The sequence below is a fragment of the Methanovulcanius yangii genome (genome assembly GCF_018687785.1).
Lineage (GTDB): Archaea > Halobacteriota > Methanomicrobia > Methanomicrobiales > Methanomicrobiaceae > Methanovulcanius > Methanovulcanius yangii.
In genome coordinates this window covers 582,621-609,243 of sequence record NZ_LTBL01000001.1, presented here as the reverse complement: position 1 = coordinate 609,243, position 26,623 = coordinate 582,621, and the positions used below count along the sequence as shown (strand labels likewise).

The following is a 26,623-nucleotide window of genomic DNA, read 5'->3' as shown; positions in this document are numbered from 1 at the left end:
ATGCGATTGTTGGGGAATTGCTATGAAAAAAATTGGGAACAAAAATTTTGGGGAAAAATTCGTTCGTGATCGATTTTCGACAGTTACTGTAATTTTGGCATTATTGCTTGCTTGTGGTGTCCTTGTTGGTACGGTATCGGCAGAAGATCCACCGGAGATCGAGTGGCAGAGATGCCTCGGGGGATCATCTAATGAGATTGCATCATCTGTTCAGCAAACAGATGACGGCGGATATATTATTGCCGGGTTTACTGAATCGATTGACGGCGACGTGACTGGGAACCATGACTCTGGAGATATTGTTGGATATAATGACGTTTGGGTGGTGAAACTGAACAGTGCTGGCAGCATCGTGTGGCAAAGGTGCCTCGGCGGAGAGGGCCCGGATTCTGCCAAGGCTGTAAAGCAAACGTCTGACGGGGGTTATATCGTTGCCGGAGCCACTTCTTCGGTCAACGGAGACGCAACGGGGAACCACGGTGGAGGTGATGTCTGGTTGGTGAAACTGGACAGCGACGGCCTAATCCTATGGCAGAGGTGCCTTGGAGGATGGTGTAGCGATTTTGCACGTTCTGTTCAGCAGACGTCTGACGGCGGTTATATTATTACCGGGCAGACTTGGTCCAATGACGGCGATGTGACCGGAAATCACGGAGAATGGGATGCATGGGTGGTTAAATTAAACAGTAACGGTCAAATCCTATGGCAGAGGTGCCTAGGTGGATCTGATATAGACGAAGCATACTCTATTCAACAGACGTCGGACGGCTGCTATATCGTTGCCGGATTGACTTTTTCAACTGACGGCGATATGACCGGAAATCATGGAAATGTGGATGCATGGGTAGGAAAACTGGATCATGACGGCAAAATCTTATGGCTGCGGTGCCTCGGAGGTTGGACAGGTGATGGTGCTCACTCCATTCAACAGACAGCCGATGGGGGCTATATCGTTGCTGGTCGTGCCGGATTGGATGCGTGGGTTGTTAAACTAGACAATACCGGCAATATCGTATGGCAAAGGTGCCTCGGCGGAACAGATTCCGACGAAGCATACTCTGTCCAACAAACATCTGATGGTAGTTATATCGTTGCCGGAATGACTTATTCAATTGACGGTGACGTGACCGGAAATCACGGAGGTAAGGATGCGTGGGTTGTTAAACTGGACAATGCCGGCAATATCGTGTGGCAAAGGTGCCTCGGCGGATCAGATACTGAGGTTTATAATGGTGCTTGCCCTGTTCAGCAGACGTCTGACGGCGGCTATATTGTTGCCTCAGACAGTGCCTCCACAGACGGAGATGTGACCGGAAACCACGGAGGAAGAGATTTCTGGGTGGTGAAACTTAGTCCTACATCTGCTCTTATTTCAGTTCACAATATCGACACTGGTGAACATTTCTCAACCATCCAAGCCGCAATAGACGACCCCGACACCCTCAATGGCCATATGATCGTCGTGGATAGCGGAACCTATTATGAGAATATAGTCGTGAACAAGCAGCTTGTGATCTGGGGCGAAGATACTGGAGGCGGCTATCCGGTTATCGATGCAAAGGGAGCTGAAACTGCCGTTGAGTCCCAAGTGGAAGGAATTGTGTTGTCGCAGTTCATCGTGAAAAATGCAAGAATAGGAATAGTTGCTAGTCCCGATTCGGAGATCTCAGCCAATACGATTCTTGGTACTGACATAGGAATTTACTTTGAGGGGTGCTGGGACCTCGCCATCCTTGACAATGATATTCTTGGGTCCAGAGAAAATGGCATTTTATTTTATGCCGGAAGTGGGGTCGTGATATCCGGTAATCTTATTGCCGATACACAAGGTATTGGATCCAATCAGGATCAAACCGGCGGTATCTATGGCGAAGGGGCCCTCTCCATGAATATCTCAGGGAATACAATCCGCGACAATGGTTATAATGGTATTCGCCTCCTCTTATTCTCGAACCATAGCAATAACACCATTTCTCGAAACATCATCTCGGGAAGTGTGAACAATGGACTTGAACTCGATGGTTCGAATGGAAACCAGATATATCTCAACAACTTCATCGACAACGGCCAGAACGTAGCAGTCTCCACCTCTACGGAACAGAACCAGTGGAACACTGCTGAACTGTTCTCCTACTTATATGACGGCAGTACGTACACGAGCTATCTTGGGAATTATTGGAGTGACTATGCCGGTGCCGATGGAGATGGAAATGGTGTTGGGGATACACCCCAAGCAGTTCCAGTTGGAGAGATGGACGAGTATCCGCTGATGGAGCAGTGGGAGCAGTATGACCTGCAAGGAACGGTAGATCCGACCATTGCTGCGAATGTCACAAGCTTCACGATCGAAGGAGGGGGTGAGGCCAGGTATCCCGGAGATATGGTGACGGCATCGGCCGAGATCATCAACGATGGAGATGAAACCCACACGTTTGGCGTTGAATACACCATTTGGGATTCCTCGGCCACCGCCTTTGAAGTCTACGATCAACAGGTCGAAATTCCAGTCGGGACGTCGATCATACTTGATGATGAACTCAACTGGATAATTCCCGAGGGGATTGATCTAGGACCATGCAGAGGTTTGTTGATTATATACGATCCCTCTTGTCCACTCATGCACTACGATATTAAGCAAGTAAATGATGCATTTGAAATCCCAATTCTTATTGAATCATTCGATGTTGATGAGGGTATAAAATTCACTGGAGATGAGTCAGCCGATGATATTTCTGCAAGATATTCAATAAAATATCTATCAAATAATGTCATATTGAATGATGAATTAGCGATCCGAAATATCGATGGGGGGGACTGGATCTCTCTCAAAGATTTAGACTTTGGTTTCTCTAATATTTCATCGGGTCCTTTCAGTGGCAATATTAATACTAAATTACCATTGAATTTGCCTGAAGGGATCTATGAAGGAAGATTGACAATTAATGATCCAATTAACCCGACAGTAATTTACGCAGTAGCATATGACCCTGTTCCCTTTGAAGTAAAATCTGGGGGGGCTGATTTAACGCTTGAAATTGATAATCCTGATTCTGGGTTGTATAATGACGAATTATTAATAAATATAACTAATTCTGGATATTCGGTCGTAACTAATCCCTTTGATCTTCATTTATTCGTAGGAGACCCTGATTGTGATGATGATGGAATAATTGATTACGAGGAAGGTTATTCTGCCGAGTATCCTTGGCCCTATTATATGGAGCGAGTTAACGAAGATACCCAAACGCTACATGTTGGCGATTCTATCGCAATTAACATAGAAATTATTGATTATTTGTTACTTTGCGGCGGAAGTGAGAATCAAATTACCGTTGTTGTTGATCCTGTGTACCCTGCATCTGTTGATACTCAAGGTGAAATAGCTGAAGTTAATGAATACAACAATCATCAATGCATATTCCTGCCCGCTTTTTCCACAGAAGCGTATGAAACCGATTTCATTGATGGACCATCCAGTCCTTTTGAAGAGAATGGTCATGATTACCAATTTAAAAATTTCGGGGACCAGACGATTTCATGGGAGTTTTTCAAGAGCACCTACGGTACGTGGCAAGTAGAATTTTGCAATGAGGATGGAAATCCAATCCTCGACCAAGATGGAAATCCTCAAAAACGGCCGATTGCAGAGTGTTTCTATGATAAACATGTAAAAGATATGGCAAAAATTGGTTCGTGTTTTGGGATGTCAGCCAGTTCTTGCAAATTATTTATAAACGACATGTTTGGGTGGGATTTCGGAGATGAAATTTATGCTGATTTACCTTCATGGTCCATTTTTTCTGGCCTTGATTTTATTAGGACACCCCGCGATTGGGTTGAATATTACCATATTAGACAGTATGATGAACAGATATTAGAAGAACGGAAGCAGTTTAATGGAATCAACAATGTTTACGCTGAATTGAAGCAACAAATGGCTTCAGGTGAATGGAATAAAGATCCGATGATACTGATATTTAATAACCATATCGGCGTGCCATATCGAATTGAAGAATATACCATGGGTGTGCAACCTACACGTATTGGTCAGATAACCATCAGTGATAGCAATTTTCCAAAAACAAGCATTCCTCCGCAAATGAGAGTCGATCTATTGGATAATTCTGCGATTTATTACTATAATAATCTGGATGACAACTTGAATATAAAAGAAGACATCAGATATTTTGAAGGTGTGAGATTATCAACAATTGATGAACCACCGATAATACCTGGCGAATATGACTCTGAATTTTCAGAAGTTGGCAATTTATTGTACACGGATCAAGACGGTAATCACTTAGGCTATTTCGACGGCAATTTTGTAAGAGAAGTTCCCGACGCTTATAAAATGGATTCAATTAGTGGACTGGAAGATACTCTGGAATTTTATTTGATTGATGATGTCGCTGTTCAACGTGAATTAGTAGGCGTGAAGGATGGTATTTCATCCTTCACTTTATCCAGAGAAAATCTACTTATTTCAGGGGATATATCGGTAAAATCTGGATCAAATGATTATTTAGAGATTTTAAGCGATGAATCTGGAATACTATTCAAATCTGGAATGGGCACGGATACCATGAAAATGATGGTTTGTAGAGAATCCGCAGAGACGGCAAAAATGTGCGAGATAATTATCAATGATATAGAAGAGAGCCAATCTATTGAAATATCAAATGCCAATGATATCATAAAATTATCAAATATTGGCCCCGAAAAATCATTTACATTTAATCTCCAAAGAGTGGGTAATAATCCGGGTATATTCAATATAAATATCCCAATTACCATTGAAGAAGATTCTTCGGTTGTAATTCGACCAGATTGGGATGATCTGGACTTATGCACAACAGTTATTGAACATGATATCGGAAACGACGGCACCATCGACGAGATCGAGTTCACAACCGAACTCGTGGCGTCCGTCGATCTCAATCCCGATGTGATCAACCTCGGTAGCAAGGGCAATGTTGTCACCGCCTATATCGAACTGCCTCCCGAATACGGTGCGGACGACTTTTGCGAGACTTCCGTCCGACTCGTTACGATAAACGGGCAGTATGTCGATCTTCCCGCCATCGAGCCAAACACTGTGGGAGACGATGATGAGGACGATATCCCGGATCTGATGGTCAAGTTCGACCGGCAGGTCCTTAAAGGGTTCATGACAGAAGGGGAAAATGAAATCTCCATTCTTGGAACGCTTTGTGACGGGACATATTACAGTGGTGTAGATGTCATCCTTGCTAAATAATCATTCACTTTTTTTCAGGGTTGTTCTGTTTCACAGATTGCTCAAGGTGAAGATAAGCACTCACTCTTCCACCATCTTCGTCAGCATACCCGCTGCTGGTCGATGAACTCGTTTGATGCGATCTACTGAGTTAAGTGTTCGATGGCATTGGGCGAGCAGGCGGCATCGAAGAAGTTCATTGACCGGCACCGGTGGGACATCGCCGGCTCTAGGGTGGAGAGGCCCTTTCTGGTCCCGTCGGCCCGGACGAGGTCGGTGAGCCGGGCGTGGCGGATCGCCTGCGGGTGGATGGGCTTCGTGATCTTCAGCTTGCGGGAGAGGTACTTGAGCCGGTTCTCGACGGTCCGTGCACTGAGCCACGGGGGGGGATGTGGAAAAACATGTAATCCTCGCCAACATAGGTAAAATTAAACCCCACAGGCAAATTCACTAGATCAAAACCGATTAGAAAAATTAATATAAGTGCTTGTGTAGAATGGGCCTCATGGCATTCTTTGGATTGGGCGATCCCCCCGATGTATATAGGCTAAAGGAGAAACAAAACGTCAAGGGATTGATCAAGGCGCTTGGTTATCATGATAAAAAACATGAAGATTATCTCCAAAAGTACGGTCACTCTGAAAGAGATTTTCCTAGCCGTGATATAGAGATACGGAGCGATGCTGCCAAGGCACTTGGAAATATTCGCGACACCAGGGCCGTGGAACCGCTCATCCATGCGCTCAACGATGAAAATTATAAGGTTCGAAAAAGCGCTGCCGAAGCGCTGGGAAGAATTGGCGATGGCAGAGCCGTCGAACCGCTTTGCAAGGCACTCAACGATGAATATGATGTCCGAATAACCTCCGCCGAAGCGCTGAGAATGATCGGCCAAACATTTCCCGGAAAAATCGGTGATCCCCAAACCGTGGTTCCCCTCATCAATTTGCTTAATGCCATAGAACCTGAGATCCGGCAAATTGCCATCCATTCCCTCGGAGAGACGCATGACAGCAGAGCAGTGGAACCACTAATCGCTGCACTAAACGAAGAGGATCCTGAATTACGTAGTTCTGCCATCAATGCGTTGAGTTGGATTGGTGATATCAAAGCCTTGGATCCGATTATTGCTATGTTGGACGATAGAAATGATAAAGTCCGTGAAGATGCTGCCTCCGCTCTTGAATATTTTGGCGATTGCAAAGCCGCAGGGCCGCTTGTTGCTGCACTCAGCGATGAACATGAGGATGTACGTAGAAAAGCTGCCTGGTCGCTGAGAAAAATTGGGGATGACAGAGCTGTTGAACCACTGATCACTGTACTCGGTGATTGGGACGGGCGCGTGCGCGTGGCGGCCGTCTCTGCACTTGGAGAAATCGGTGACCCACGAGCCGTAGAGCCGCTTATCGCTGCGTTCAGTGATTGGCTCGATTATATGCCAGATAATGTCGCAAAAGCCTTGGAAAAGATCGGCCATGACCAGAACGGGACGCCAATTACCCGTGCGATGATTGATGAATGGAAGAGAGAGCATGAGTTGTCACCAGAACAGCAGAATCATATGAAGACAAGAGAAAAAGAGAGGCAAAAACAGATCAATCGAGAACGGGAGCCAAAGAAACAGATCGAAGCTGCAATGGAGAGAAAGAATAATCCCCGAAAGGCCTTGCTGGAATATGATCGCTCTTCAGATTTCATAGACAAAAATCAATTTAGATATAGGTCCCCCGTGAACAGTTTAAGAATAAAAAACGGATCCGACTATCAAGCTTCAGCCGTAATCACCGCTTTCAATACAAAAAACGTCATGTACAAGAAGCCAATATATGTTGGAGAGGACATTTATATCGGTGCAATTAATGATGGATCATATAGTCTTTATTACGCATTTTTTGATGAGAAAGAAGTCATTGCCCGAAAAATGTTTAAAGAACCACTGACCTTTATCACAAAACATTCAAGGAAACATTATTTCACGGGGACTGAGTATGAGACAGAAACTTGCAGTTATTCCATAACACTTCAGCTGGCGTCTGATTCGAAGATGGGAATAATAGATGTAAGCGATGAGGCATTTCCGGTGTAATATTCACATTCAAAATTGATTCTCTATCCACGGTAAGATATCGCTTTGGGCTGACAGAATTAATCATTCATTTCATAAGATTACCCTAAACTTTTTCTTTTATCAAGATTATTTGATGAAATGGAAAAGGACGGGTTCTTATGTCAAAAACAAAAATCCCGAAAGATGAAGATCGAAAGAAGTCCATCAATAATTACCTATTTGTGATATTCATCACGGGATTAGTTCTAATTTTTTTCATTTTGCCAATTATTGCTAACATCATATTCATCGATTACAGAACTCAGCTTGTCATAATGGGTTTTGTTTTAATTATTACAATATTATCTGGCGGCTTTGTTTTTTTAAATTATTTTTCAATTAAGTCCTCAAAATCCAAGGAACAATCCAGATCTGTCCATAATGCGGATTACCTTATCAACAATTTACCCGATGGGGTTGGTGAAATAAAAATATGGAATGAAACCGGCAGCCGAACGGTTGCGGTGCTTACAAAATATGGCTCGATAAAAGGAGTTGCCGCACTATATATTCCAAACAATTATGCCAAAAAAATCAGAGGAAAACTTGAGGGGAAATATGAACTCTACTTTACGATTGGAAAAGACTGGAATTACACAAAAAATGAGTTTGAGGAAGATCCCGTTTATTTTAAACTTAAAGACTTGGTTGATTATTCCGACAAGAACGAATCTCATACAATATTGCCCACAGATCCCTTGAACAAAAAATCCATTTTAACCATAAATAAGGATCAGTTTCCAACCATAATTCAGGATGAGATTAAGACGATCCCCTCCAAAATACCCCGGAATGAAACAAGCAATAATAAATACCGTAAAAAGACAGTCTCTCGCCCGAACCGATCCTACTCTTCACCGACTAGCAGGGAGAACTATTACAGCCCTCCCCTGAAATACAGCCTTAATCAAAATGTCAGATGCTCGATCTGTGGAAATAATTTGCAAAAAATTGAAGAATCAAGTATGCAGACAGCAATAAAATTGGGAAACGTTACCTCAATGCAACGCGGAAAGCTTGGAGCCGAGCATTTGTCTGATTATGATCTATGGTTGGGAACAGCATGCCCTGCATGTCATAGAATATTTTGTTCTAATTGTGTTTCGCTTAATCCTGAGACCTGTCTAACCTGTCCAAAATGTGGAAATAGATTAGTTCCTGCCCAAAGAGACTTCCTGACTTGGATTTGACAATCTAACTGAATTGCATATTTCAATTTTTTCCTGACAATGGAAATCAATCAGCGAGGCCGCAACTATCATCGATAGCAACTCTATGCTTATTCTAGGACTGGAGGGAAACATCCCATAATTCAATTTTAAGCGCTGATGCCCAGGAAATTCAGACAATAAATTTGATCAACCCCGCAACACCCAAAATGTGCACACTTTCATTAATTTTTCTCTTTTCAGAGCAAGAAAAATTAATACGGGCATTAAATTAAGTATAATCCCCAATAAGTCAATTATATTGAATATGCCTTGTAATTGTGGATAAATTCCGGAAATGAGGGCATAAAAACGTTAGAACGGTATGCTGCTATGGGGATTCGAACCCCAGTCGCCGGCGTGAAAGGCCGGCATGATTGGCCCCTACACTATAGCAGCAAACGCACAGTTTGTGCCTAATTTTATAGGGTCGAATTTGTTATATACGTTTTGGATTTGTCCGAAAAAAAAGAATGAAATGGGATCTGACCGGTCCTTAGAGAGGCGTCCCTTCGGTCTCGGTCCGGCGCTTGAACGCAACGCTCAGCTGCTTGAAGATGGGGCCGGGTTTCCCGGTGCCGATGCTCCTGCCGTCGATGAGGACGACGGGGGCGACCTCCGCCGCCGACCCGGAGACGAGAACTTCGTCGGCGGTGTAGAGATCATAGTAGCCGATGTTGTGCTCCACCGTGGTGATGCCCATCTCTTCGGCAATCTCGAGGAGCACCATGCGGGTGATGCCGCGAAGATTGTTCAGGGTGGGGGGAGTGATGATCGTTCCGTTCTTGACGATATAGATATTATCTCCCGAGCCTTCGGCGATGTAGCCGTTGGTGTCGAAGAAGATGGCCTCGTCGCCTCCCTTGTAGTTCGCCTCAATCTTTGCCATGATATTGTTGAGGTAGTTGAGGCTCTTCACATTGGGCGGCAGCGCCTCTGCCGGATTTCTCCTGACGGAGCAGGTGATGGCACGAAGTCCCTTCTCGTAGAGATCCCCGTACATCGCGCCCCAGCCGGTCGCAATGACGATGATGGTGGGTTTCGCGCATTTGTTGGGGTCAAGACCAAGGTCCCCGACGCCACGGGTAACCAGCGGGCGGATGTAGGCGTCCTTCAGGTCGTTTCTCCGGAGCGTCTCACAGATGATCTCTGCAAACTCTTCCTTCGAGATAGGGATCTTAAGGTCGATCGTCTTTGCAGAGTCGTACATCCGGTCGATGTGTTCCTCCAGCCGGAAGACCCGGCCGTTGTATGCACGGATGCCCTCGAACACACCGTCTCCATAGAGAAGACCGTGGTCAAAAACGGAAACTTTTGCCTCGCTCTCGGGCACGAATTCCCCGTTCAGGTAAATCAGCATACTACATGTATTCAGATTGCAATATCAAATTGCTTCCGATCAGATTTGCAGGATATTCAGTGCCGCGTCCGGCATTCCTGAACGAACCGTGCAAACATCGGGGCGCTTGCCGACGGATTGAGGTGGGTGTAGCTGGCCTGGGTCCGGTGGACGATGGCCCCGTCCAAATTGTCCCGGATGCCGATGCCGCGGGAGAGTCGGTAGGTGTATTTGGTATCATCCGCGAGGATGACGTCGGTGTGATGGAATTCGTGGCCGGCGAACGACCCTGCGCCGAGGGGACTTTCGGCAGACGAGGTGCCGCGGACATACCCTATGACCCGGCGTGCCGGCATGCGGGTGCACCCGTCAAAGACGCCTGCCATCTCGTAGGAGGTGTCGGTGACCGCATTGTTCCATTCCTTCTTCAGCACGATGGTGTTGGTGAGATAAATCAGGCCGCCGCATTCCGCGTAAATGGGAACGTCCGAGGCGCTGACCTCGCGGACGGCCTCGCGCATGGCATCGTTTCTCTCCAGTTCGGGGGCGAAGAGTTCGGGATACCCGCCGCCGAAGATGTACCCGTCCGCCTCCGGCAGCCGGTCATGGATGGGGCTGAACGGGACACACTCCGCACCCCACGCCGGGAGGAGGTCGAAGAGGTCGTTGTAATAGAAGTTGAAGGCCTCGTCGATGGCGACACCGATGCGGACATCGGCCGTTTCCGCCGGGCGAAACATCGCGGGCTGCTTGGTCGGGGCATCGGACGACCCTGCGATCTCGAGAAGGCGGTCCATGTCGACATGTTCGCCGATGACCTCCGTGACCGTCTCGATCTTCTGCAGGAACTCGTCCTTTCCCTTCCCTTCGAGATAGGGGACGAGCCCGAGGTGGCGCATCGTCAGCTGCATCGCCTCGGTCTGCGGGATGGCGCCGAGCACCGGAATGCCGCAGAAGTGTTCGATGGCCCGCCGTGCCTTCTCTTCGTGTTTTTTGCCCCGCACCTGGTTGAGGATGACGCCTTTGATGCGGACCTCCGGGTCGAAGGCCATGAATCCCTTCACGAGGGCGGCCGCCGAGCGGGTGATGGAACGGGCGTCGACGGCGAGGATGACATTGAGGTCGAGCTGTTTTGCGATGCTTGCGGTCGATCCCTCGTCGGTGATGGCGTCGGACCCCTCATAGAGGCCGCGGACGCCCTCGACGATGGCGATATCGGCACCCCGGCAGGCATTGTCATAGACCGTGCGGATGAGGCTCTCGTCCATCACGAAACTGTCGAGGTTGCGGCAGGGCCTGCCGGTGACTCCTGTCAGGTAGGAGGGGTCGATGTAGTCCATCGCAACCTTGAACGACTGCACCTTGTATTCCCGTGCGAGAAGGGCGGAGATGGCGAGGGTGATGCTTGTCTTTCCGCTTCCCGACCTATCACCCGTGATGAGAAGGCTCTTCATTGCATGCTCCGGAGCACCGCCCCGAACTCACTCTCGACAATCTCGCTGACACCGAGGGTCTTGGGGTGGAGGTCGACCTCGACTACCACGTGTTCGTGCCCGATGGCCTTGAGGGGCTCCACCTGCCGGGGCCCGTTCGTGACGGAGAAGACCTCGATGCCTTCCGTGTATTCGGGAGGAATCGCGTGCGGAACCCCCGCGATGACGGCGAATCCGGGTGCCTGCTCCTGCAGGATTGTCCCGAAGGTCTCTCCCATGGCGCCGTATTCGTCCAGTGCCCCGTGCAGTTCGGGGTCGATGCCGCCCTCGCGAAGGCCTTCCCGGATGCGTGCGGCGTCCCGGCGGACCTTGTCGAGCCCTGCATCCTCGAGATTTGCATAATAGGTGATGTCCGCGTCGGGGGAGGTTTCGTGGAGGGCGAGGAGGATGTCGGCGAACATATACGCGGTCTCCTTCTTTGCATTGAGGATGGCAACCCCCTTCTTCCCCTCCCGAACGCATTCCATGAGGCGTGCTGCAACGACGTGTTTGAGGTCGCCGCGGGAGGGCTGGATGTAGGACTTGCAGGCCGCACCGCGAAGGCGCTCCGTCTCATTGGCGGCGGCAAGCAGGCGACGCTGGCGGTCGAGTTCGTCCTCCGATATCCACCCTGCCTCCGCCGCCGGTTCGAGTGCCGCCATCACGCCCTCGATGTTTTCCCTGAACCCCGCATGGACTTCGATTGCGATGGTGGGGGTGGTGATGCCGGAATTGCGGATGGCGGCCTCCATGTCCTCGCCGATGATGAGGGAGACGCAGGTGCCGACGACCGCCATCCGGGTGGGATGGAACTGCTCTTCAGCCTCGATGAGCACCTTCTCGAGCACGTCCTGCCCGCCGAGGATGATCTCGGTCTCGCCGAGGGATGTGGTTAAGACCCGCAGACCGTCCTCTTCGAGGAGGCGGGCATGCTTGAAGGAACAGCCGGAGGGGCCGTGGAGGATGGCGAGGTCGACACCAAGGTCGCGTGCTGTATACAGTGCGGCGACAATAGAACTCGGGCGGGGTTGGATATACTGCATATTTCTTATCTCCATGTTTTAACGGCGAGTACAATCGCGTCGGTTTCGGTCGATCGTGCCAGTGCCGCCCCCTCGTCGAGGGTGGCGACGATGGCAAGCGGCATGACCGCAAGCGTGTCGGTCCGGCAGGAGCGGTACTGCTCTCCCACGATGATGACCGACGTCGGTGTTGTATTTTTTATCACTTCTGCTATATCAGCAAATGGAAATCCTTCACAGACCGTGGAGGACTCTGCACCGACGACGAGGGTGAGCCGGCAGCCGGGGCGATGGCGCCGGGCAAGGGCGACCGCATCGCAGGTGGTGGCAAGACAGGCGCCGCTGTTTGCGTTGTCGACGATGGTGGTATCCCCCTCCGCCGCCTGCACGTGCATCCGGGCGGGAAGTGCGGTGAAGGTGGCAAGAGCGGCAGGGTCCTCGCCGAGGAGGCAGAGGGCGGCCGCGGCGGTCATCAGGGGAACGCGGTACCCCTCGACTGCGAAGAGCGGGTTTTCAAACGAGCCGTCCCTGCCGTTGCAATTCCATGAGCACCGGATGCCTTCCAGCGAGACGATCTCTCCCGCGGGGGTTGCACCGGGGATCTCCTCTTCCATGCCGGGGGCGAGGAGCACCTGCCCGCACCCGGCGAGCATCCGTGTCTTCTCTGCAAGGGCTGATTTTTTTCCTCCGGCAATGGCATAATCGATATCCGAGGTGAGGATGCCGAGGTCTCCTGCGCCCGATACGCCGATCGATTCTTCGGCAATCAGCCACCCGCCGGTGGAGGCCGCCTCCTCTGCGGCGTTGATGAGCGAGGCGGGGGTGATGCTCTTTTTCCAGAGCGTCTCCTTTCCCGGATACCGGTACGTGCCGGTGGAGGTGTGCAGGATGCCGCTGCCGCCCATCCCGTGGGCAATTGCATGGGCGGTCGTCGTCTTTCCCCGCGTCCCGGTGATCTCGATGACCGTCCCGAGTCCGAGCGGCCGGAGAATTGTTGCGACGATCTCGTGATGCGTGGTGTAGGGCGTCCCTTCGATGGTCATGAGGGGGTGGTCCGGGTCCAGGTGGACGGGGGCGGCGATGAGGTCATACCGGCGGGAACGGGCCTCGGCCACGGGTATGCCGTCACGACCGCGGTAGACATCGACACAGTCCACCGTATGCCCAAGAGAAAAAAGGTGGCGGGCAATCTCCTTGCCGCCGTGTATGGTGTCGAGCACCAGAATATTCATGGGAACGTCAGGCGTTGTCTTCGATGACATTGTACGCATTTCTGATCATCAGGTCGGCAAGGAGGGGGTCCGCACCGATCGGCTGGGCGTAGAGGAGCGGAACGACGCTGCCGTCCGCCATGGTGAACTCTCCCGTGTAGCTGCCCTCCGCAAGACCGAGGATCCCCGGAATATCCACGAGAATGTGAATTCCCTTTGCGAGGAAGAGGGGGACGACGACCATCTTTTCAATATCTTCGGAGCGGAACTCGTCGAGGACATCCTGAACACTGGGTTCGTTAATGCTCATGAATGCGGATTTAACCAGAAATCCATCCTCTTTTTCGGCAACCATTGCTGCGGTCGACTCAATGAGTTCCTTGTTATACGGCTTTTTGCTGCCATGTCCAACGAGTAAGAATCCTGTCTTTGCCATATGTTACAATGTACTACGATACGGAATAAAATAATTACCGATTGGTTTTTGTGGTTCCATCTGAAATTGAGTAGGTAATGAGTGATTTTGAGCGGGAAATGGTCCATTGCCTCAACTCGTTCTTTGAGGATGGCGGGATTGCGGGCTTTGCCTACCGGCTCAAACAGGCCCGGTTCAATACCCAGTACGTGGATGTGATCGTCGATTCCCTCGACCCGCGGTACTATCTTGCCGTCGAGTGCAAATCACTGAAGGGGAACAAGATCTACTTCACGCAGCATTTCCACAAGGACAGGCACGGGATGCACCAGGTCGATTCGATCTCTGATTTTTTGTGCCGGACCGGCCGCCGGGGATATCTTGCGGTGGAGTTTCGGGGAGGGTCGGGCCGGGCGAACGAGGCCTACCTCCTCCCGTGGGATACGATAACAACGGAATATACGAACGGACCGGGGATTTCACGGGAGCGGTTTCGCGACGGCATCTGTCTGGAACGGTCGAAGAGCGGATACACCCTGTCGGGGTTGTGAGGAAAGCACTTTGGTGTTGAAGGAGAAATGTATAGAGAGCTTATGATGGACCCCTATGATCGTTATGAACTGATGGTGAATGGAACGACGATGAAGACCCCTCTCGTCCTCTCGTCCATGGCCGGCATCGTTGATGCGGAGTACGTGAAACCAAGATCGGATGCGGTCGGCATGGCCTGCATCGGGGGATATTCCATCGACGAGACGACCATGGCGGCGAGCCGGGCGCTTGCCGAGGCGGGACGCGAGGAGTTTTTGTATGACAACGCCATCGCCGCTCTCTCTGATGAAGTCGCAAAGATGGCGGAGACGGGGGTCATCTGTGCGCTGAACCTGCGGGGGTCGTCGCCGTCGTCATACCGTGCCGTCGCCGATGCCATCGGGCCGTCCGTGGTCTACGAGATCGATGCCCACTGCAGGCAGGAGCCGATGATCGCGGCGGGGTGCGGTGAATACCTGTTGAAGAACCCGGACCAGCTGTACCTCACGATTGCGGCGCTCAAGGACGCGGGCGTGACCGTCTCGGTGAAGATCCGGGCGGGGGTCGCGGAGGATGACAAGGCACTGGCACGGGGCATCTGGCAGGCGGGTGCGGACATCCTCCACGTCGACCTGATGGACTTCGGCCACACGAAACTCCGGCAGATTCGAAACAGCTGCCCGCTTTTGATCATCGCGAACAACTCCATCAATACGTTCGGGATTGCAAAGGACATGCTCGCCCACGGGGCGGACATGATCTCCCTTGCCCGGCAGGCAGGCCCGGAGAACCTCCGGTCGATTGCGGAGTCCCTTGCCCGGTACGCGGATGAGACCGGGTGGTACAATGCACCGAAACAGCTCTGCCGCGGCGGCGACATCCGGAGCCTGACCTTCTGCTGCATGCCGGTGAAGCAGTGCCCGCTCCTCCCCACGCTCGAACACCTCGACATCTCGAGAAACGAGTTCATGAGCCTGAAACTCGACCTCGTCAAGAAGACGCCGCTTGCGGCGGGTGAGAACACGTGCTTCGGGAGCCTTGCATGGTGCTGCAAGAGTTCGACGCCCTGCATGTTCCGCAACATGGCGCTCAAGCAGGAGGGGCTCTCGCTCCATGACTACATGCGCTATAAACACCGGCTCGCCGACAAACTGATGGAACGGGTGTTTGATGCCGATGGCTACTATGCGACCGAGTGAGCGGGCGCAGCTTGCGATGGCGCTGGAGGTCTGCGCCGGCCCGAAGCCGGGCAACGTCGACCGCTGCCACGACTACGAGGATACCCGGCTGGAGCACTTCCTCGCCTCCGCCATTTTTGTGAAACCCGCCCTCGAGCGTGCCGAACGGGGCGAGGGCGGTGTCGGGGAGCTGATCCGTGATGCGGTGAAACTCGCAAACGTCCATGCGGGCGGCAACACCCACTTCGGTGCGTACATTCTTCTCTTTCCCCTGATCCTCGGCGGCGACATCGCAGGAGCGGCAGACATCATCCGGAAAACGACCGTCGAGGATGCAGTGCTCTTCTACGAGGCATTCGGCCTGACACAGGTCCGTGCCCACCCGACGGACGACCTCGACGTCAACGACCCCGAGTCGGTTGCGACGATCCGCCGGGAGGGCATGACCCTAGCGGACATCATCGCCTACTCGGCGCCGCGGGACCTCGTCTGCCGCGAGTGGACGGAAGGGTATCCCCGGACGAGGCGGGCGGCGGACATGCTCCGTGCCGCCCCCGCCGCCAAGGGCGCCATCCCCGCGGCCTTCATCGAGCTCCTCGCCGCGGAGCCCGACACCTTCATCGCCAAAAAGCTCGGCGACGCGATGGCAGAGGAGACTACCAGAAAGGCACAGGAAGTCCGGGACGGCACCCTTGGCATCGAAGAGTTTGATGAGTGGTGCCACGAACAGGGCGCGAACCCCGGTTCGACCGCGGATATTATCATTGCCGCCATCTATGTTGCATTAGGCGAGGGATGGAATTGGGAATCCTGACGGAAGGCATCAACGAGGTCATCGCGACGACGGCGGGAGAGATCAGGGAGGATGAGATTACAAAAGTCAGGCCCAACGCCGCACCGATGGGCATCTTTTGCCGGAAGGGCAAAATCCGCATGCGGGTCTACCGCGGCACCCACACGGAAGAGAACATGCGGCGGTGCGGGTGGGTCATCGCGAATGTGACGCATGATCCGGTGGTGTTCGTGGAGACGGCCTTCGGGGATATCGGTGCTGAACATTTTTCTGAAGTTCACATCGATGGCCACACTATGAATCGCCTGAAAGACTGCGAGGCGTGGGTCGCATACAAGTGTGCCATCATTCATGCCGGAGAGGAGCTTTCCATCTTCGAGCTGCATCCGGTGGCAGAAGAGGTTCGTTCCTGTGCGGTGCACCCACACAATAGGGGGTTTGCGTCGGTGATCGATGCGACGATTCTGGGGACGCGGTATGTGATGTTTAACGATCCTTCACTTCTTGAAAAAATTCAGTACCATCAGGACATTGCGGTGAAGTGCGGGTCGGAACGGGTGAAAAGTGCGGTAAAAATGTTGGATGAAGTTGTTGGTATTTCTGTAAATTAGACGACTTCGTCATAGACAACCTGACTTGTTCCATCATCGAAAGTGGCGACCACGACAACTTGATCCAAATTATTTGTTCCGCCGTTTAATAATGGCAATATTTGACCTTTTTCTGGATCTACGAGCTCTTCAGAGTCATTGTACACTCCGCCATTGTATGTTGAAGCATTGATTTTTACAACCTTGTTTGATGATGAACTTCCCATATAGGTTACCTGAATCTGGTCGCCAACCTGTTTTGCAGAGACTGCTACGATCTTAGTATTATCAATATCCTGTGGTAAACCGAATACATAAACTCCAATAACGGCTGCAAGGATCATGGTAACGGCTACCATTAGGATAACACCGATGACCGGAGTTGTTGCTTCTTCATTGTTTAAAGATTTCATTTTTTCTACATCCTTATGATCAAATTTATCTATTGATCAAATTTAGTAAAAATGTATTTTGCAATTATTGTATATATGTGTATGCCATGCAGTACATCATATTAATATATAACAATTATATTCAGAAATAATGGATTGTTGCCAATATTGACATATATGAATTAATTTTTCTAATTATCCACAATTTTCAATAATTCATTGATTAGCATTACAGAATGCCAAAAAGACTTCAATGAACAGCAGATTGTGCAGCACGAAAATGATAACCGATTGAAATAAGAAAAAAAGATTGTTTTCAGGTGATCAGACGTTGTTGTCGTAGATAACCTGGGTGGTTCCGTCACTGAATGTGGCTACGACAAGGACACGGTCCATATCATCACCAGCTGAGGCAGCCCCAACCATCATTGTTGATCCAACCTCTAATGGGAGATCAAAAGCAATTGGTCCCGTAACATTAGAGGCATCGTCCTGATTATCTTTGTAAACCGTAACTTCAAGGTCGGTAACTTCACCTGCATCCGAGCCGCCCTGGAAGGTCACCTGGACATCCTCGCCAACCTGCTTCGCAGTAACCGTAACAACCTTCGTCGTCTGTACATCCCCAGCCATGCCGAAGACAAACACTGCAATGACTGCAGCGAGAATGACCGTGATGGCCACCATGAGGATAACACCGATGACCGGTGATACTGCCTCTTCATCGTTCATGAACTTCATGTTTCATTCACCTCTTCACACGCGTGCCTGCACCCACTGTTAGGCGCACGCAGTAATGCATGTCAATACATTTGACGATTAGAAATATTATTTCCACGTATATAAGGATATCTCTTGATATTTTGAATGCTTAAGAATACTTCGTTAACTGCTGTATTGTGGAGTTTTTATTTCTGATATTCGTGCATTCCGAAATATTATTTCCTTTCGGCCGACCGCACCCGTTCTGCTTTGAATGGCACTATCGCATAAAGATAGCGGTCGATAAGAAAAAAATATAAATAATTTCGGTTTTTCATGCACATTTCGTGCCGCATCGGAAACCATTCAGGAAAGGACCACGACCAGAAGGCCATCCTCGATAAAAACCGGAATACCGGGAACGATTGAGCCGATGAACCCCTTCAGGTAGGCGGCGGCGATGTCCTTGTTGCATTCCTGGTGCGTGAACATGCTCCCGCAGGAGGGGCTGACGAAGAGGTACTGGGTCTCCCCCTCCGTCCTCCGTTCGCACTCGATGTTGGTGATAAGAAAGATGCTCTCGAGAATATCCGGCCCCCGCATGAACTCCGGCATCCGCCCGAGATACCGTATCCCGTCCTCCGCCCCGAGGGTCTCCACCTGCGCAAGGATCGCCTCACGGATCTCCGCAGACCCGTGGGTCACGAGGCGCTCCATCACGGCGGAGCCGATGTCACGGGGTTCCCAGTTCCGTGCCATCTTGAGGAGGCTCCAGTCCCGGGAAAACTGTCCTTTCATTGCTGTCCTTCACCCACGCAGAACGGCATAGTTCATGACGCCGATGCCGATGATCGCAAGAATTCGTGAGAACACTTCTCCCCAATAGAGCATCTCCACGGAGACCTTTGCGATCACGGCGATGTCCGGGACGACGATACCGATGACGAGGATGAACATGCCGAGCGTAAAGAAGAGGAGGCTCGGCTGCCGGATGAGCTTGTAGGCATCATAGATGAATATGATGAGCGCCCCCCCGAGTATGAGGGTGACGAGGGCCAGAATCTGCTGGATGATGATAAACTGCGATTCAATCATAGAGACGAACACTCCCGTTCTGTTCCTTGATGCGTTTGACGGTGATGAAGGGCTTGATCTCCCTGACCCCCTCGAACGCGGAGAGCGGCACGAGAACCTCGTTCTTCATGTCCGTGATGGAGGGGACCACCACCTTTGCGATGAAGTCGGACGGCTCGAGGGTCTCATACACCTCCAGCACGCACTCGTGGTTCGCAAGAAACGCCGCCACCCGCTCCTTGTCGTGCGGGGCGACGGTGATGGTGAGAAACGAGATCAGGCTCTCGGCAAAGTAGTCGGGGTTGATCGCAATCGTAAACCCCTCGATCACGTTCGACCGCTTCAGTTTCTCGATGCGCTTGAACACCGTCGACGGCGCCACATCAAGTATCTTCCCCAATTCCGCCATCGATATTCTACCGTCCCGGGCAAGCTCCCGGAGAATGGCGCTGTCGATCTCATCCACCTTATCCACCTATGGCTGAGTATTTTTCGTATAACTATATAATCTTTAATGATATTTTCCAAAAAACAAGAGATAGTGAAGATTATTTCCCGCCCACCCGGATGTCGCGAAAGGAAGGGTTGACCGACCGCCGCCCGGACAGGGACGGGACGGCGTTTTGTATCGCAGAATCAATGAACGTCTTCGCCCCTGCACAGGCCTCCGGGACCGTTTCACCCATGGCAAGACGGGCGGTGATGGCAGCCGAGAGGCAGCACCCGGACCCGTGCACCTCATAGGGATAGCGCTTCCCTTTGAGGACCGAAAATTCCCCGTCCGCCAGGAGGACGTCCATGACCGTCTTTCCCTTCATGTGCCCGCCCTTCAGGAGCACCGCTCCTGCTCCGGTGGCAAGGAGTTCCTCAGCCGCCTCTTCCATCGTCCGCTTCGTCGTAATCGCGCTCCGGCCGGTAAGAAGGCACGCCTCGGCGATATTCGGGGTGACGAGGGCGGCACGCGGCAGGAGCAGCTCCACGAGCGCCTGTTCCCCGGCGGCATCGAGAAGCGGCGTCCCGGACGTTGCGACCATCACCGGGTCGACGACCAGCTGCACCTCAGGCGACGGAAAGGTATCGGCGACCGCCGCGACGCACTCCGCCGTCGCAAGCATCCCGGTCTTGCAGGCCGCAACCGGAAAGTCCGCAAAGACCGCCTCCATCTGGGAACGGATCATCCCGGTCGGCACGGGGAGGCTTGCCGTCACCTCCATCGTGTTCTGGGCGGTGATCGCGGTCAGAACACTGCACCCCCATACCCCGAGCGCGGCAAAGGTCTTCAGGTCCGCCTGAATACCAGCCCCGCCCCCGGAATCCGACCCTGCGATCGTGCATGCGCAGGTATAGTATGCATCCACCATATGGGGGAGTATACGCGCCGATGGATGATGGGATTTTCTGCCTCCTTTATAAAACTCCGGGGGCAACATATGCACATGGATATTGAGGAGATGACCCGCCACTGCCTTGCCGGCGGGACTTCCGACGATGAATGCGCCCGGCGGCTGCAGGCACAGATATGCTCCAAAAAACCCCGCGTCTCACCCGAATATGCGCTGGAGCTCGCAGAGGCCGTCATCACCGAGGTGAAAAATACCACCGGCCTTACCGGAGACCTCTTTGCCTTCGAACCTTCAGGGGTTTCGATGGGGGAGTTCGGGGTCGGCTCCCGCGGCGCGGGCGACTTCTTTGCCCACCGCCAGTTCCCGAAGATCATCAAATCCACCGGAACATCGGTCGGCGTCGACGAGATGGACGACGCAGGTGCCGTCGAGGCGGGCGGCAGGTACATCATCACCACCGTGGACGGGATGCACTCCCGCCTCTCCGACTTCCCCTTCCTCGCGGGATTCCACGTAACGAGGGCGACCCTGCGTGACGTCTACGTGATGGGGGCCCGGCCGGTCGCCCTCCTCTCCGACATCCACGTCGCCGACGACGGCGATGTGGCAAAGATCTTCGACTACACCGCAGGCATCGCCGCCGTCAGCGAGGCGATGGCAGTCCCGCTCGTCACCGGTTCGACGCTTCGCATAGGGGGCGACATGGTGCTCGGCAGCCGCATGACCGGCTGCGTCGGCGCCGTCGGCGTCGCCGACCACCTCACCGCCCGCAAATCGACCGCCCCCGGCGACGTCCTCCTGATGACCGAGGGCGCGGGCGGCGGCACGATCGCAACGGCGGGCCTCTACTCCGGCTTCCCCGAGGTCGTCGAGGAGACGATCAACCTCCACTTCCTCCGGGCAAGCGAGGCGCTCCTTGATGCCGAGGTCCTCACCGAGATCCACTCCATGACGGACGTGACGAACGGCGGGCTGCGCGGCGACGTGTACGAGATGGCAGAGACCGCAGGCTGCCGTATCGTCGTCGACGAGGCGCCGCTGCGCTCCCTCATCAACCCCGCCGTCCGGGACATGCTCGACGTCCTCAAGATCGACCACCTCGGCGTCTCCCTCGACGCCCTCCTCGTCGTCGCCCCGCCGGAGGCGGCAGCGGAGATCACCCGCGTCGTCGCCTCCGCAGGCGTCGTCATGAAGGAGATCGGCTACGTCACCGAAGGGCCGTCGGACTCAAAGCTCATCGTGGACGGTGAGATGCAGGACTTCCTCCCGAAGTTCCGCGAGTCCGCCTACACCCCGGTCAAAAAAGTGGTCGACACCCACGAACGTGACTTCGACGAGATGAAGGCATGCGTCGAACGTGCCGCCGACGCGGCCGTCGAAAAGAAGGAACGAATAATAAAAGAGTATCTCTCCCGCTAGACCAGCCGGGGATACTCTGCAATAATCCGGGCGAAGAGGGCGTTGAGCTGCACGAACTCGTTGCCCGCATCCCCCATTTTTTCATCGGCATCGGCGATGGCACGCGTGAGTGCCGGGTGATTGAACTCACGCTTGCGCACAATGCGCAGTTCACCCAGTACCTCGCGGCCGGAGAGCCCGTACTCCAGCATCAGGATCTCGCCGATCTTCTTTGCGCCGTCAAAATCCCCGTTTCTCAGTGCGGCAAAGAGCGTCTTGGTGATATTCTTCGTCTCCGACTCGGAGAATGTCTCAATCGTATCGGTAATGGCAGGGTCCATCGCCATCTGGAGGTACATCACGGCCGAGCGCATGTCGCCCCGCACCGATGCCGCGATGAGCTCGATCTCCCCCGCATCGACCGTCGTCGAAATCCCCGACTCGGCCCGGCCGATGGCGGTCAGGTGGCGGGTGATGATCTCCTCCGGCAGGGGGCCGAAGAAGAGGAGCAGCGTCCGTGAACTGATGGCGGGGATGATGGCGCTCTGGGTCCGTGCGAGGAAAATGAACCGGCAGGTATCGGAGAACTGCTCCATGATCCGGCGCAGTGCCTGCTGCGCCTCGAAGGTCAGGGCATCGGCTTCATCAAAGACGATGAGCTTGAACTCCGCATTCAGGGGCTTCATCGAGGCATACCACTTGACAATACGCTTGAAGTTGTTGATGACGCTCAAATCCTTCCGGTAGAGGTGCGCGAACTTTTCCTCCTCCTCCAGATAGGCCTTCCCGCTCCTGAAGAGGGCGCCGGTGGAGATGACGGAGAGATTCTCCCGCCAGAAGTCCCCGTAGAGGCTCCGTGCGAGGCACTCGACCGCACAGCTCTTTCCCGTCCCGTGCGGTCCGGTCATCAGGAGATGCGGGACCATTCCCCGCTCACCGAAGCCCTCGAGGTGAGAGACGACCTTCTCCTGTCCGAGAATATTTTCAAACGTTTTTGGCCGGTATTTCTCAATCCAGAGCATGCGAGAGTGTCTCCTGCATCGTTGCCATCGCCTCTGCAAGGAGGCGGGTATTGTCATGGTCGCGGACGAGCCTGTCCGCCTCCTCCATGGTCATCTCCCGGCGTGCCGCGGCGATATTCGGCAGTGCACGGGTCAGTTCGTCCACAATGGTCACGGTCGCGGTCCGGGCGGTCCGCGAGAGCGGATTGAGATCGATGGTGATGACGGTCTTTCCCATCGCGACCAGCGCCTCGCACCGGTCACCGTCCTCCAATGGGACGAGGATGACATCGGACGCATAGATCCCCTCCCGCAGGCAGAGCGCCCGGTCATGCGACAGCGGCAGAAGCCGTTCGGCCTCCCCTTGCAATACCTCAACGCCGTGCGCCGCCAGATGCCGGGTGATTGCCGCCATCCGCGTCTCCGTCCGGTGGAAGAGGTTCACCTCGACGAGCGCCCCGGTTGCCCGTGCCAGCTCGCCTATCGCTTCCGCGGCAAGGGCCGCGGTATTTCCGTTGACCGATATCACCGGATGTGCCGCCTTCATGAAAAAGGCCGCCGCCGTCCGTTCGGCCCCGGCGGCGGACGGTGTCGTCGTCTCGCCCAGCAGATAATCAAACGCCTCGCCGCGCCCGTGGGCACTGGCGCCTTCGATGACGACGATGCCCGCCTTCACGGCGTCCGCGATTCGTTCCCGTGCAACCAGCGAGGCATATCGCGGGTGATCCTCAGGTATCATTCATTCCACACTCCTTTCAGGCAAAATCCGTTGCCCGCTATTCCCATAGAATGTACCCTGCCGAATTCCGATAAAATCTCCTCCGCATAATCACCGGTGGCAAAGACCCCGTTGCCGAGCATCGTCATGCTCGCGGGAATGCCTGCCGCCTCGCATGCGGCAAGCACCGCGGCCACCTCGGTCGTCACGAGACCCGTCTCGCGGGCGAATGTGAGTGCCCTGATGAAGAATTCCTTCAGATCCGACGGGCATCCGGGCTGAAACGCCCGGCCGATGCGCCCCATGACATCCGGCGCCGACAGGACGTCCGCGGTCGTCAGGGGACCGAAGTGCACGGTGACGATGCGATCGCGAAGGCCTGTTATCCGTTCGATATCCCCGGCAAGCCCCGGTGTCCTCCGGCAGACGAGCCCCCCGCCCGCGCAGGCGACGACATCGCCGAGGCCGGAGGCATGGACGATCTCCGATTCATGGGCGAGGGCGACGATCCCTTCCCGTCCCATCCCGAGGGAGAAGAGGGCATCCGCCGCGGTAAGAGAGGAGAGAAGTGCCGCCGCAGAGAGGCCGAACCCCGACCCCGAAGGAAGGGAGGACGTGGTGATGACCTCGGCGGCAACACCCATCCGCGCAAGGGCGTACTCGATGGGCGGCGACCCGGTGCGGGTCTGCCGTCCCTCACCCCCGTCCCGGCGTGGTTCGTGAATGGTAACCGACGTCCGCTCCGCGGCCCGCACCTCTGCGGTGACACCGGCATCGATGACGATACCGGTGCCGATGCTCCCTGTTTCGGCATACGTCGGCCCTATCATCCGGTGGAACGTCCCCGAGATGTGGCCCGGAGAGAAGGCTACAGCAGTGCGTCCCATATTCCTGCTGCGACGGTTTCCTTCGTCCCTTCAATCTCCCGGCGCTCCTCCCTGCCGAGGAGGACATACCTGCCGGACGGTGCACCGAGGGTATCGGGCGTGTTGGCCGCCACCAGGTCCACCCCCTCGTCGAGGAGGGCACCGGCGGCGGTTTCGCTGTCCCATCCGAGCTTGAAGGCGATGACATGTTTCGGGCGGTACTCAGCCTCGAGCACCTCCCGGATGATCTTCGGCTGGGGAACGAGTTCGAGGATCACCGTCTCCCCGGAGAGGATCTTCCCCTCATGCCGGCGGGGGACGAAGTCCGAGATCGCCGCCGCACTGATATAGTAGTCGACCGGGGCCTCGCGGCAGATGCGGTGGACGGCCTCCCGCATGTCCCCGGCGGACTCGATGTGAACATTGCGGATGCAGGGAATGGTCCCGTTGTGGACGACCGTCACATCGGCACCAAGGCGATATGCCTGCAGTGCCAGTTCCTCCCCCATCCGGCCGCTCGACCGGGTCGTGAGAATCCGCACGTCATCGACCTCCTCCCTGCACGCACCGGAGGTGATGAGGACCCGCTTCCCCTCCAGCGGTTTTCCCGACACCGCCCGTTCCGCCTCGATGACGATGTCGCGGATGTCGGCGATCTTTGCCTTCCCTTCCTCGATTCTCGGTTCGACGACCCTTACCCCCCATTCCTCAAGAATGGAGAGACACGTGACGACGCCCGGATGACGGTACATGCTCTCGTGCATCGCGGGAACGATGACGACCGGCATGCCGCTCCCCAGCGCCGTCGTCGCAAAGGTGGTCACGGGGGTGTCATCGATGCCGTGGGCAATCTTGCAGAGGGTGTTCGCGGTCGCAGGCGCAATCAGGAGAAGGTCCGCCGACCCGCCGTCGCCGCAACAGGTCACGTGCTCCACCATACCGGAACACCGGGTGATCGTCTCCTCTCCCGTCGCGTACGTGATGGCATCGGGGTGGACAATCCCCCGTGCGGCATCGGTCATGACCGCCCGCACCCGTGCACCACGCCTGCGCAGGGCATGGGCGAGCCGGACATCATCGACCGCCGCCACGCTCCCGGTGATGCCCAGAATGATCTCCTTTCCGTCCAGAACCGACCCGGTCCCGCTCATTGAATCACCACATCCTGTACCATATGCCATCTTCCCGGTGCATATTTTTTCACATTTCTCACAGATATCTCTGCCTCCATGCCGCATTCCCGGCAGGCATCCGCAATGGCACCGGAGATATCGCCGATACTGTGCACATGAAGGACGCTCCCGGAACGGACATGCGCAAGGGCATCGGGGAGAAAATGCGCCGCGTCAAAATGGCCCATGAGCACCCGGTCATACACCCCGGCAAGGAGGTCGCGGCAATCGCCGCATTCGGCACGTACGCGGCCCGTGAGGGAGTTTTCCCGGATATTCTCCTTGAGATATGCATGGGACGCCGGGTTGATCTCCATCGCGTGCACCCGTGCACCGGCCCTCCCCGCAGGAAGGGTGAAATATCCAATCCCCGCGAACATATCGGCGCAGCGTTCCTCCCGGCCGGACGCACGGACTGCCGCCTCCAGCCGCATCTTCTCCTCACGGTTGCCCATCGAAAACATCACTTTCGCCGGGTCCAGCCGGTAAATGATACCCGCTTCATGGTGGACGACGTCATGGGATGCGCCACAGAGAACAGTCACCTCCGGTCGCCGCATGACCCCGTCATAGCCCCGAATATGCAAAATAGCTGAGGGACGGGCCCACGCACGGATCTCCTCCGTCTCCTCCGCGGTCGGCGCCCGTCCGTGGATGAGGGCGATATCCCCCACCATCTGGTACCCCCTCCCACGGTACTTCCTCCGTTCGTGGATCTCCTCGTCACAGGGGTAGCCGTCTGCCACCGGCACGAATGCCACGCCGTCACGGACAAACGGGCGGCGGCCCGTATCCACCCACGCCTCGCCCATGACCGGGGAGAGCCGTTCCAGCGGGACGACCCGGACTCTCATG

The 26,623-nt window shown here is 54.1% G+C and carries 24 protein-coding genes and 1 tRNA gene; 8 read left to right on the top strand and 17 right to left on the bottom strand.

Features of this window, described 5'->3' with window-relative positions:
• Positions 1 to 22 precede the first annotated feature (22 nt).
• The 3 genes from AZH53_RS03125 (at position 23) to AZH53_RS03115 (ending at position 8,533) form a co-directional block, all read left to right on the top strand.
• Positions 23 to 5,257: a right-handed parallel beta-helix repeat-containing protein gene (locus AZH53_RS03125; protein ID WP_319642089.1), complete on the top strand. Its 5,235-nt coding sequence runs from the start codon at positions 23 to 25 to the stop codon at positions 5,255 to 5,257.
• 484 nt (positions 5,258 to 5,741) lie between these two features.
• A complete protein-coding gene (locus AZH53_RS03120; RefSeq protein ID WP_319642088.1) occupies positions 5,742 to 7,322 on the top strand; it encodes a HEAT repeat domain-containing protein in 1,581 nt (526 codons plus the stop codon).
• A gap of 140 nt (positions 7,323 to 7,462) precedes the next feature.
• Positions 7,463 to 8,533, top strand: coding sequence for a zinc ribbon domain-containing protein (locus AZH53_RS03115; RefSeq protein ID WP_319642087.1), 1,071 nt, complete (start codon positions 7,463 to 7,465; stop codon positions 8,531 to 8,533).
• A gap of 344 nt (positions 8,534 to 8,877) precedes the next feature.
• Here AZH53_RS03115 and AZH53_RS03110 read toward each other — a convergent pair.
• From AZH53_RS03110 to cfbA, 6 genes are all read right to left on the bottom strand, one after another.
• A tRNA-Glu gene (locus AZH53_RS03110) sits at positions 8,878 to 8,950 on the bottom strand.
• A gap of 97 nt (positions 8,951 to 9,047) precedes the next feature.
• Positions 9,048 to 9,911, bottom strand: a complete 864-nt coding sequence (ilvE, locus tag AZH53_RS03105) for a branched-chain-amino-acid transaminase (RefSeq protein ID WP_319642086.1) — start codon at positions 9,909 to 9,911, stop codon at positions 9,048 to 9,050.
• 56 nt (positions 9,912 to 9,967) lie between these two features.
• Positions 9,968 to 11,344 carry a Ni-sirohydrochlorin a,c-diamide synthase gene (cfbB, locus tag AZH53_RS03100; protein WP_319642085.1) on the bottom strand — a complete coding sequence of 459 codons (1,377 nt, stop codon included), beginning with the start codon at positions 11,342 to 11,344 and terminating at the stop codon, positions 9,968 to 9,970.
• The gene (cfbD, locus tag AZH53_RS03095) at positions 11,341 to 12,405 is read right to left on the bottom strand and encodes a Ni-sirohydrochlorin a,c-diamide reductive cyclase catalytic subunit (RefSeq protein ID WP_319642084.1); all 1,065 of its coding nucleotides are present in this window, start codon (positions 12,403 to 12,405) and stop codon (positions 11,341 to 11,343) included. The genes cfbB and cfbD overlap by 4 nt, the downstream gene beginning before the upstream one ends.
• A gap of 5 nt (positions 12,406 to 12,410) precedes the next feature.
• Entirely contained in the window at positions 12,411 to 13,646 is a 1,236-nt protein-coding gene (gene cfbE / locus AZH53_RS03090) for a coenzyme F430 synthase (protein ID WP_319642083.1), read from the bottom strand.
• Positions 13,624 to 14,031 (bottom strand): sirohydrochlorin nickelochelatase, encoded by a 408-nt coding sequence (cfbA, locus tag AZH53_RS03085; protein WP_319642082.1) that lies wholly within the window; start codon positions 14,029 to 14,031, stop codon positions 13,624 to 13,626. The genes cfbE and cfbA overlap by 23 nt, the downstream gene beginning before the upstream one ends.
• 77 nt (positions 14,032 to 14,108) lie before the next feature.
• Between cfbA and AZH53_RS03080 the strand changes: the two genes are divergently transcribed.
• From AZH53_RS03080 to AZH53_RS03065, 4 genes are read left to right on the top strand one after another with little or no spacing between them, the layout of a single operon-like run.
• Positions 14,109 to 14,561: a PDDEXK family nuclease gene (locus tag AZH53_RS03080; RefSeq protein WP_319642081.1), complete on the top strand. Its 453-nt coding sequence runs from the start codon at positions 14,109 to 14,111 to the stop codon at positions 14,559 to 14,561.
• A gap of 27 nt (positions 14,562 to 14,588) precedes the next feature.
• A complete protein-coding gene (locus AZH53_RS03075) occupies positions 14,589 to 15,740 on the top strand; it encodes a methanogenesis marker 9 domain-containing protein (RefSeq protein ID WP_319642080.1) in 1,152 nt (383 codons plus the stop codon).
• Positions 15,718 to 16,533 carry a triphosphoribosyl-dephospho-CoA synthase gene (locus AZH53_RS03070; protein WP_319642079.1) on the top strand — a complete coding sequence of 272 codons (816 nt, stop codon included), beginning with the start codon at positions 15,718 to 15,720 and terminating at the stop codon, positions 16,531 to 16,533. The genes AZH53_RS03075 and AZH53_RS03070 overlap by 23 nt, the downstream gene beginning before the upstream one ends.
• Positions 16,515 to 17,123: a DUF447 domain-containing protein gene (locus AZH53_RS03065; RefSeq protein ID WP_319642078.1), complete on the top strand. Its 609-nt coding sequence runs from the start codon at positions 16,515 to 16,517 to the stop codon at positions 17,121 to 17,123. Before AZH53_RS03070 ends, AZH53_RS03065 begins: the two co-directional genes overlap by 19 nt.
• Here AZH53_RS03065 and AZH53_RS03060 read toward each other — a convergent pair.
• The 6 genes from AZH53_RS03060 to thiD form a co-directional block, all read right to left on the bottom strand.
• Positions 17,120 to 17,515 (bottom strand): type IV pilin N-terminal domain-containing protein, encoded by a 396-nt coding sequence (locus tag AZH53_RS03060; protein WP_319642077.1) that lies wholly within the window; start codon positions 17,513 to 17,515, stop codon positions 17,120 to 17,122. The genes AZH53_RS03065 and AZH53_RS03060 overlap by 4 nt on opposite strands.
• Before the next feature lie 303 nt (positions 17,516 to 17,818).
• Complete coding sequence (locus tag AZH53_RS03055; RefSeq protein WP_319642076.1) at positions 17,819 to 18,235, bottom strand: type IV pilin N-terminal domain-containing protein; 417 nt, start codon at positions 18,233 to 18,235, stop codon at positions 17,819 to 17,821.
• Between the two features lie 327 nt (positions 18,236 to 18,562).
• The gene (locus AZH53_RS03050) at positions 18,563 to 18,994 is read right to left on the bottom strand and encodes a hypothetical protein (protein WP_319642075.1); all 432 of its coding nucleotides are present in this window, start codon (positions 18,992 to 18,994) and stop codon (positions 18,563 to 18,565) included.
• Between the two features lie 9 nt (positions 18,995 to 19,003).
• A complete protein-coding gene (locus tag AZH53_RS03045; protein WP_319642074.1) occupies positions 19,004 to 19,291 on the bottom strand; it encodes a hypothetical protein in 288 nt (95 codons plus the stop codon).
• A complete protein-coding gene (locus tag AZH53_RS03040) occupies positions 19,284 to 19,736 on the bottom strand; it encodes an Lrp/AsnC family transcriptional regulator (protein WP_319642073.1) in 453 nt (150 codons plus the stop codon). The genes AZH53_RS03045 and AZH53_RS03040 overlap by 8 nt, the downstream gene beginning before the upstream one ends.
• Before the next feature lie 82 nt (positions 19,737 to 19,818).
• On the bottom strand, positions 19,819 to 20,631 hold the full coding sequence (thiD, locus tag AZH53_RS03035; protein ID WP_319642072.1) for a bifunctional hydroxymethylpyrimidine kinase/phosphomethylpyrimidine kinase: 813 nt from the start codon (positions 20,629 to 20,631) through the stop codon (positions 19,819 to 19,821).
• Between the two features lie 75 nt (positions 20,632 to 20,706).
• Between thiD and AZH53_RS03030 the strand changes: the two genes are divergently transcribed.
• Positions 20,707 to 22,032: an AIR synthase-related protein gene (locus AZH53_RS03030; protein ID WP_319642071.1), complete on the top strand. Its 1,326-nt coding sequence runs from the start codon at positions 20,707 to 20,709 to the stop codon at positions 22,030 to 22,032.
• On the opposite strand, the gene AZH53_RS03025 is transcribed toward AZH53_RS03030, so the two are convergent.
• The 5 genes from AZH53_RS03025 to AZH53_RS03005 are packed head-to-tail and all read right to left on the bottom strand — an operon-like array spanning position 22,029 to position 26,622.
• Positions 22,029 to 23,033: an AAA family ATPase gene (locus AZH53_RS03025; RefSeq protein ID WP_319642070.1), complete on the bottom strand. Its 1,005-nt coding sequence runs from the start codon at positions 23,031 to 23,033 to the stop codon at positions 22,029 to 22,031. The genes AZH53_RS03030 and AZH53_RS03025 overlap by 4 nt on opposite strands.
• Complete coding sequence (locus tag AZH53_RS03020; protein ID WP_319642069.1) at positions 23,020 to 23,751, bottom strand: 4-phosphopantoate--beta-alanine ligase; 732 nt, start codon at positions 23,749 to 23,751, stop codon at positions 23,020 to 23,022. The genes AZH53_RS03025 and AZH53_RS03020 overlap by 14 nt, the downstream gene beginning before the upstream one ends.
• Positions 23,748 to 24,617 carry a GHMP family kinase ATP-binding protein gene (locus tag AZH53_RS03015; protein WP_319642068.1) on the bottom strand — a complete coding sequence of 290 codons (870 nt, stop codon included), beginning with the start codon at positions 24,615 to 24,617 and terminating at the stop codon, positions 23,748 to 23,750. The genes AZH53_RS03020 and AZH53_RS03015 overlap by 4 nt, the downstream gene beginning before the upstream one ends.
• Positions 24,599 to 25,747, bottom strand: coding sequence for a bifunctional phosphopantothenoylcysteine decarboxylase/phosphopantothenate--cysteine ligase CoaBC (gene coaBC, locus AZH53_RS03010; protein WP_319642067.1), 1,149 nt, complete (start codon positions 25,745 to 25,747; stop codon positions 24,599 to 24,601). Before coaBC ends, AZH53_RS03015 begins: the two co-directional genes overlap by 19 nt.
• Positions 25,744 to 26,622: a class I SAM-dependent methyltransferase gene (locus AZH53_RS03005; RefSeq protein ID WP_319642066.1), complete on the bottom strand. Its 879-nt coding sequence runs from the start codon at positions 26,620 to 26,622 to the stop codon at positions 25,744 to 25,746. The genes coaBC and AZH53_RS03005 overlap by 4 nt, the downstream gene beginning before the upstream one ends.
• Position 26,623 lies beyond the last annotated feature (1 nt).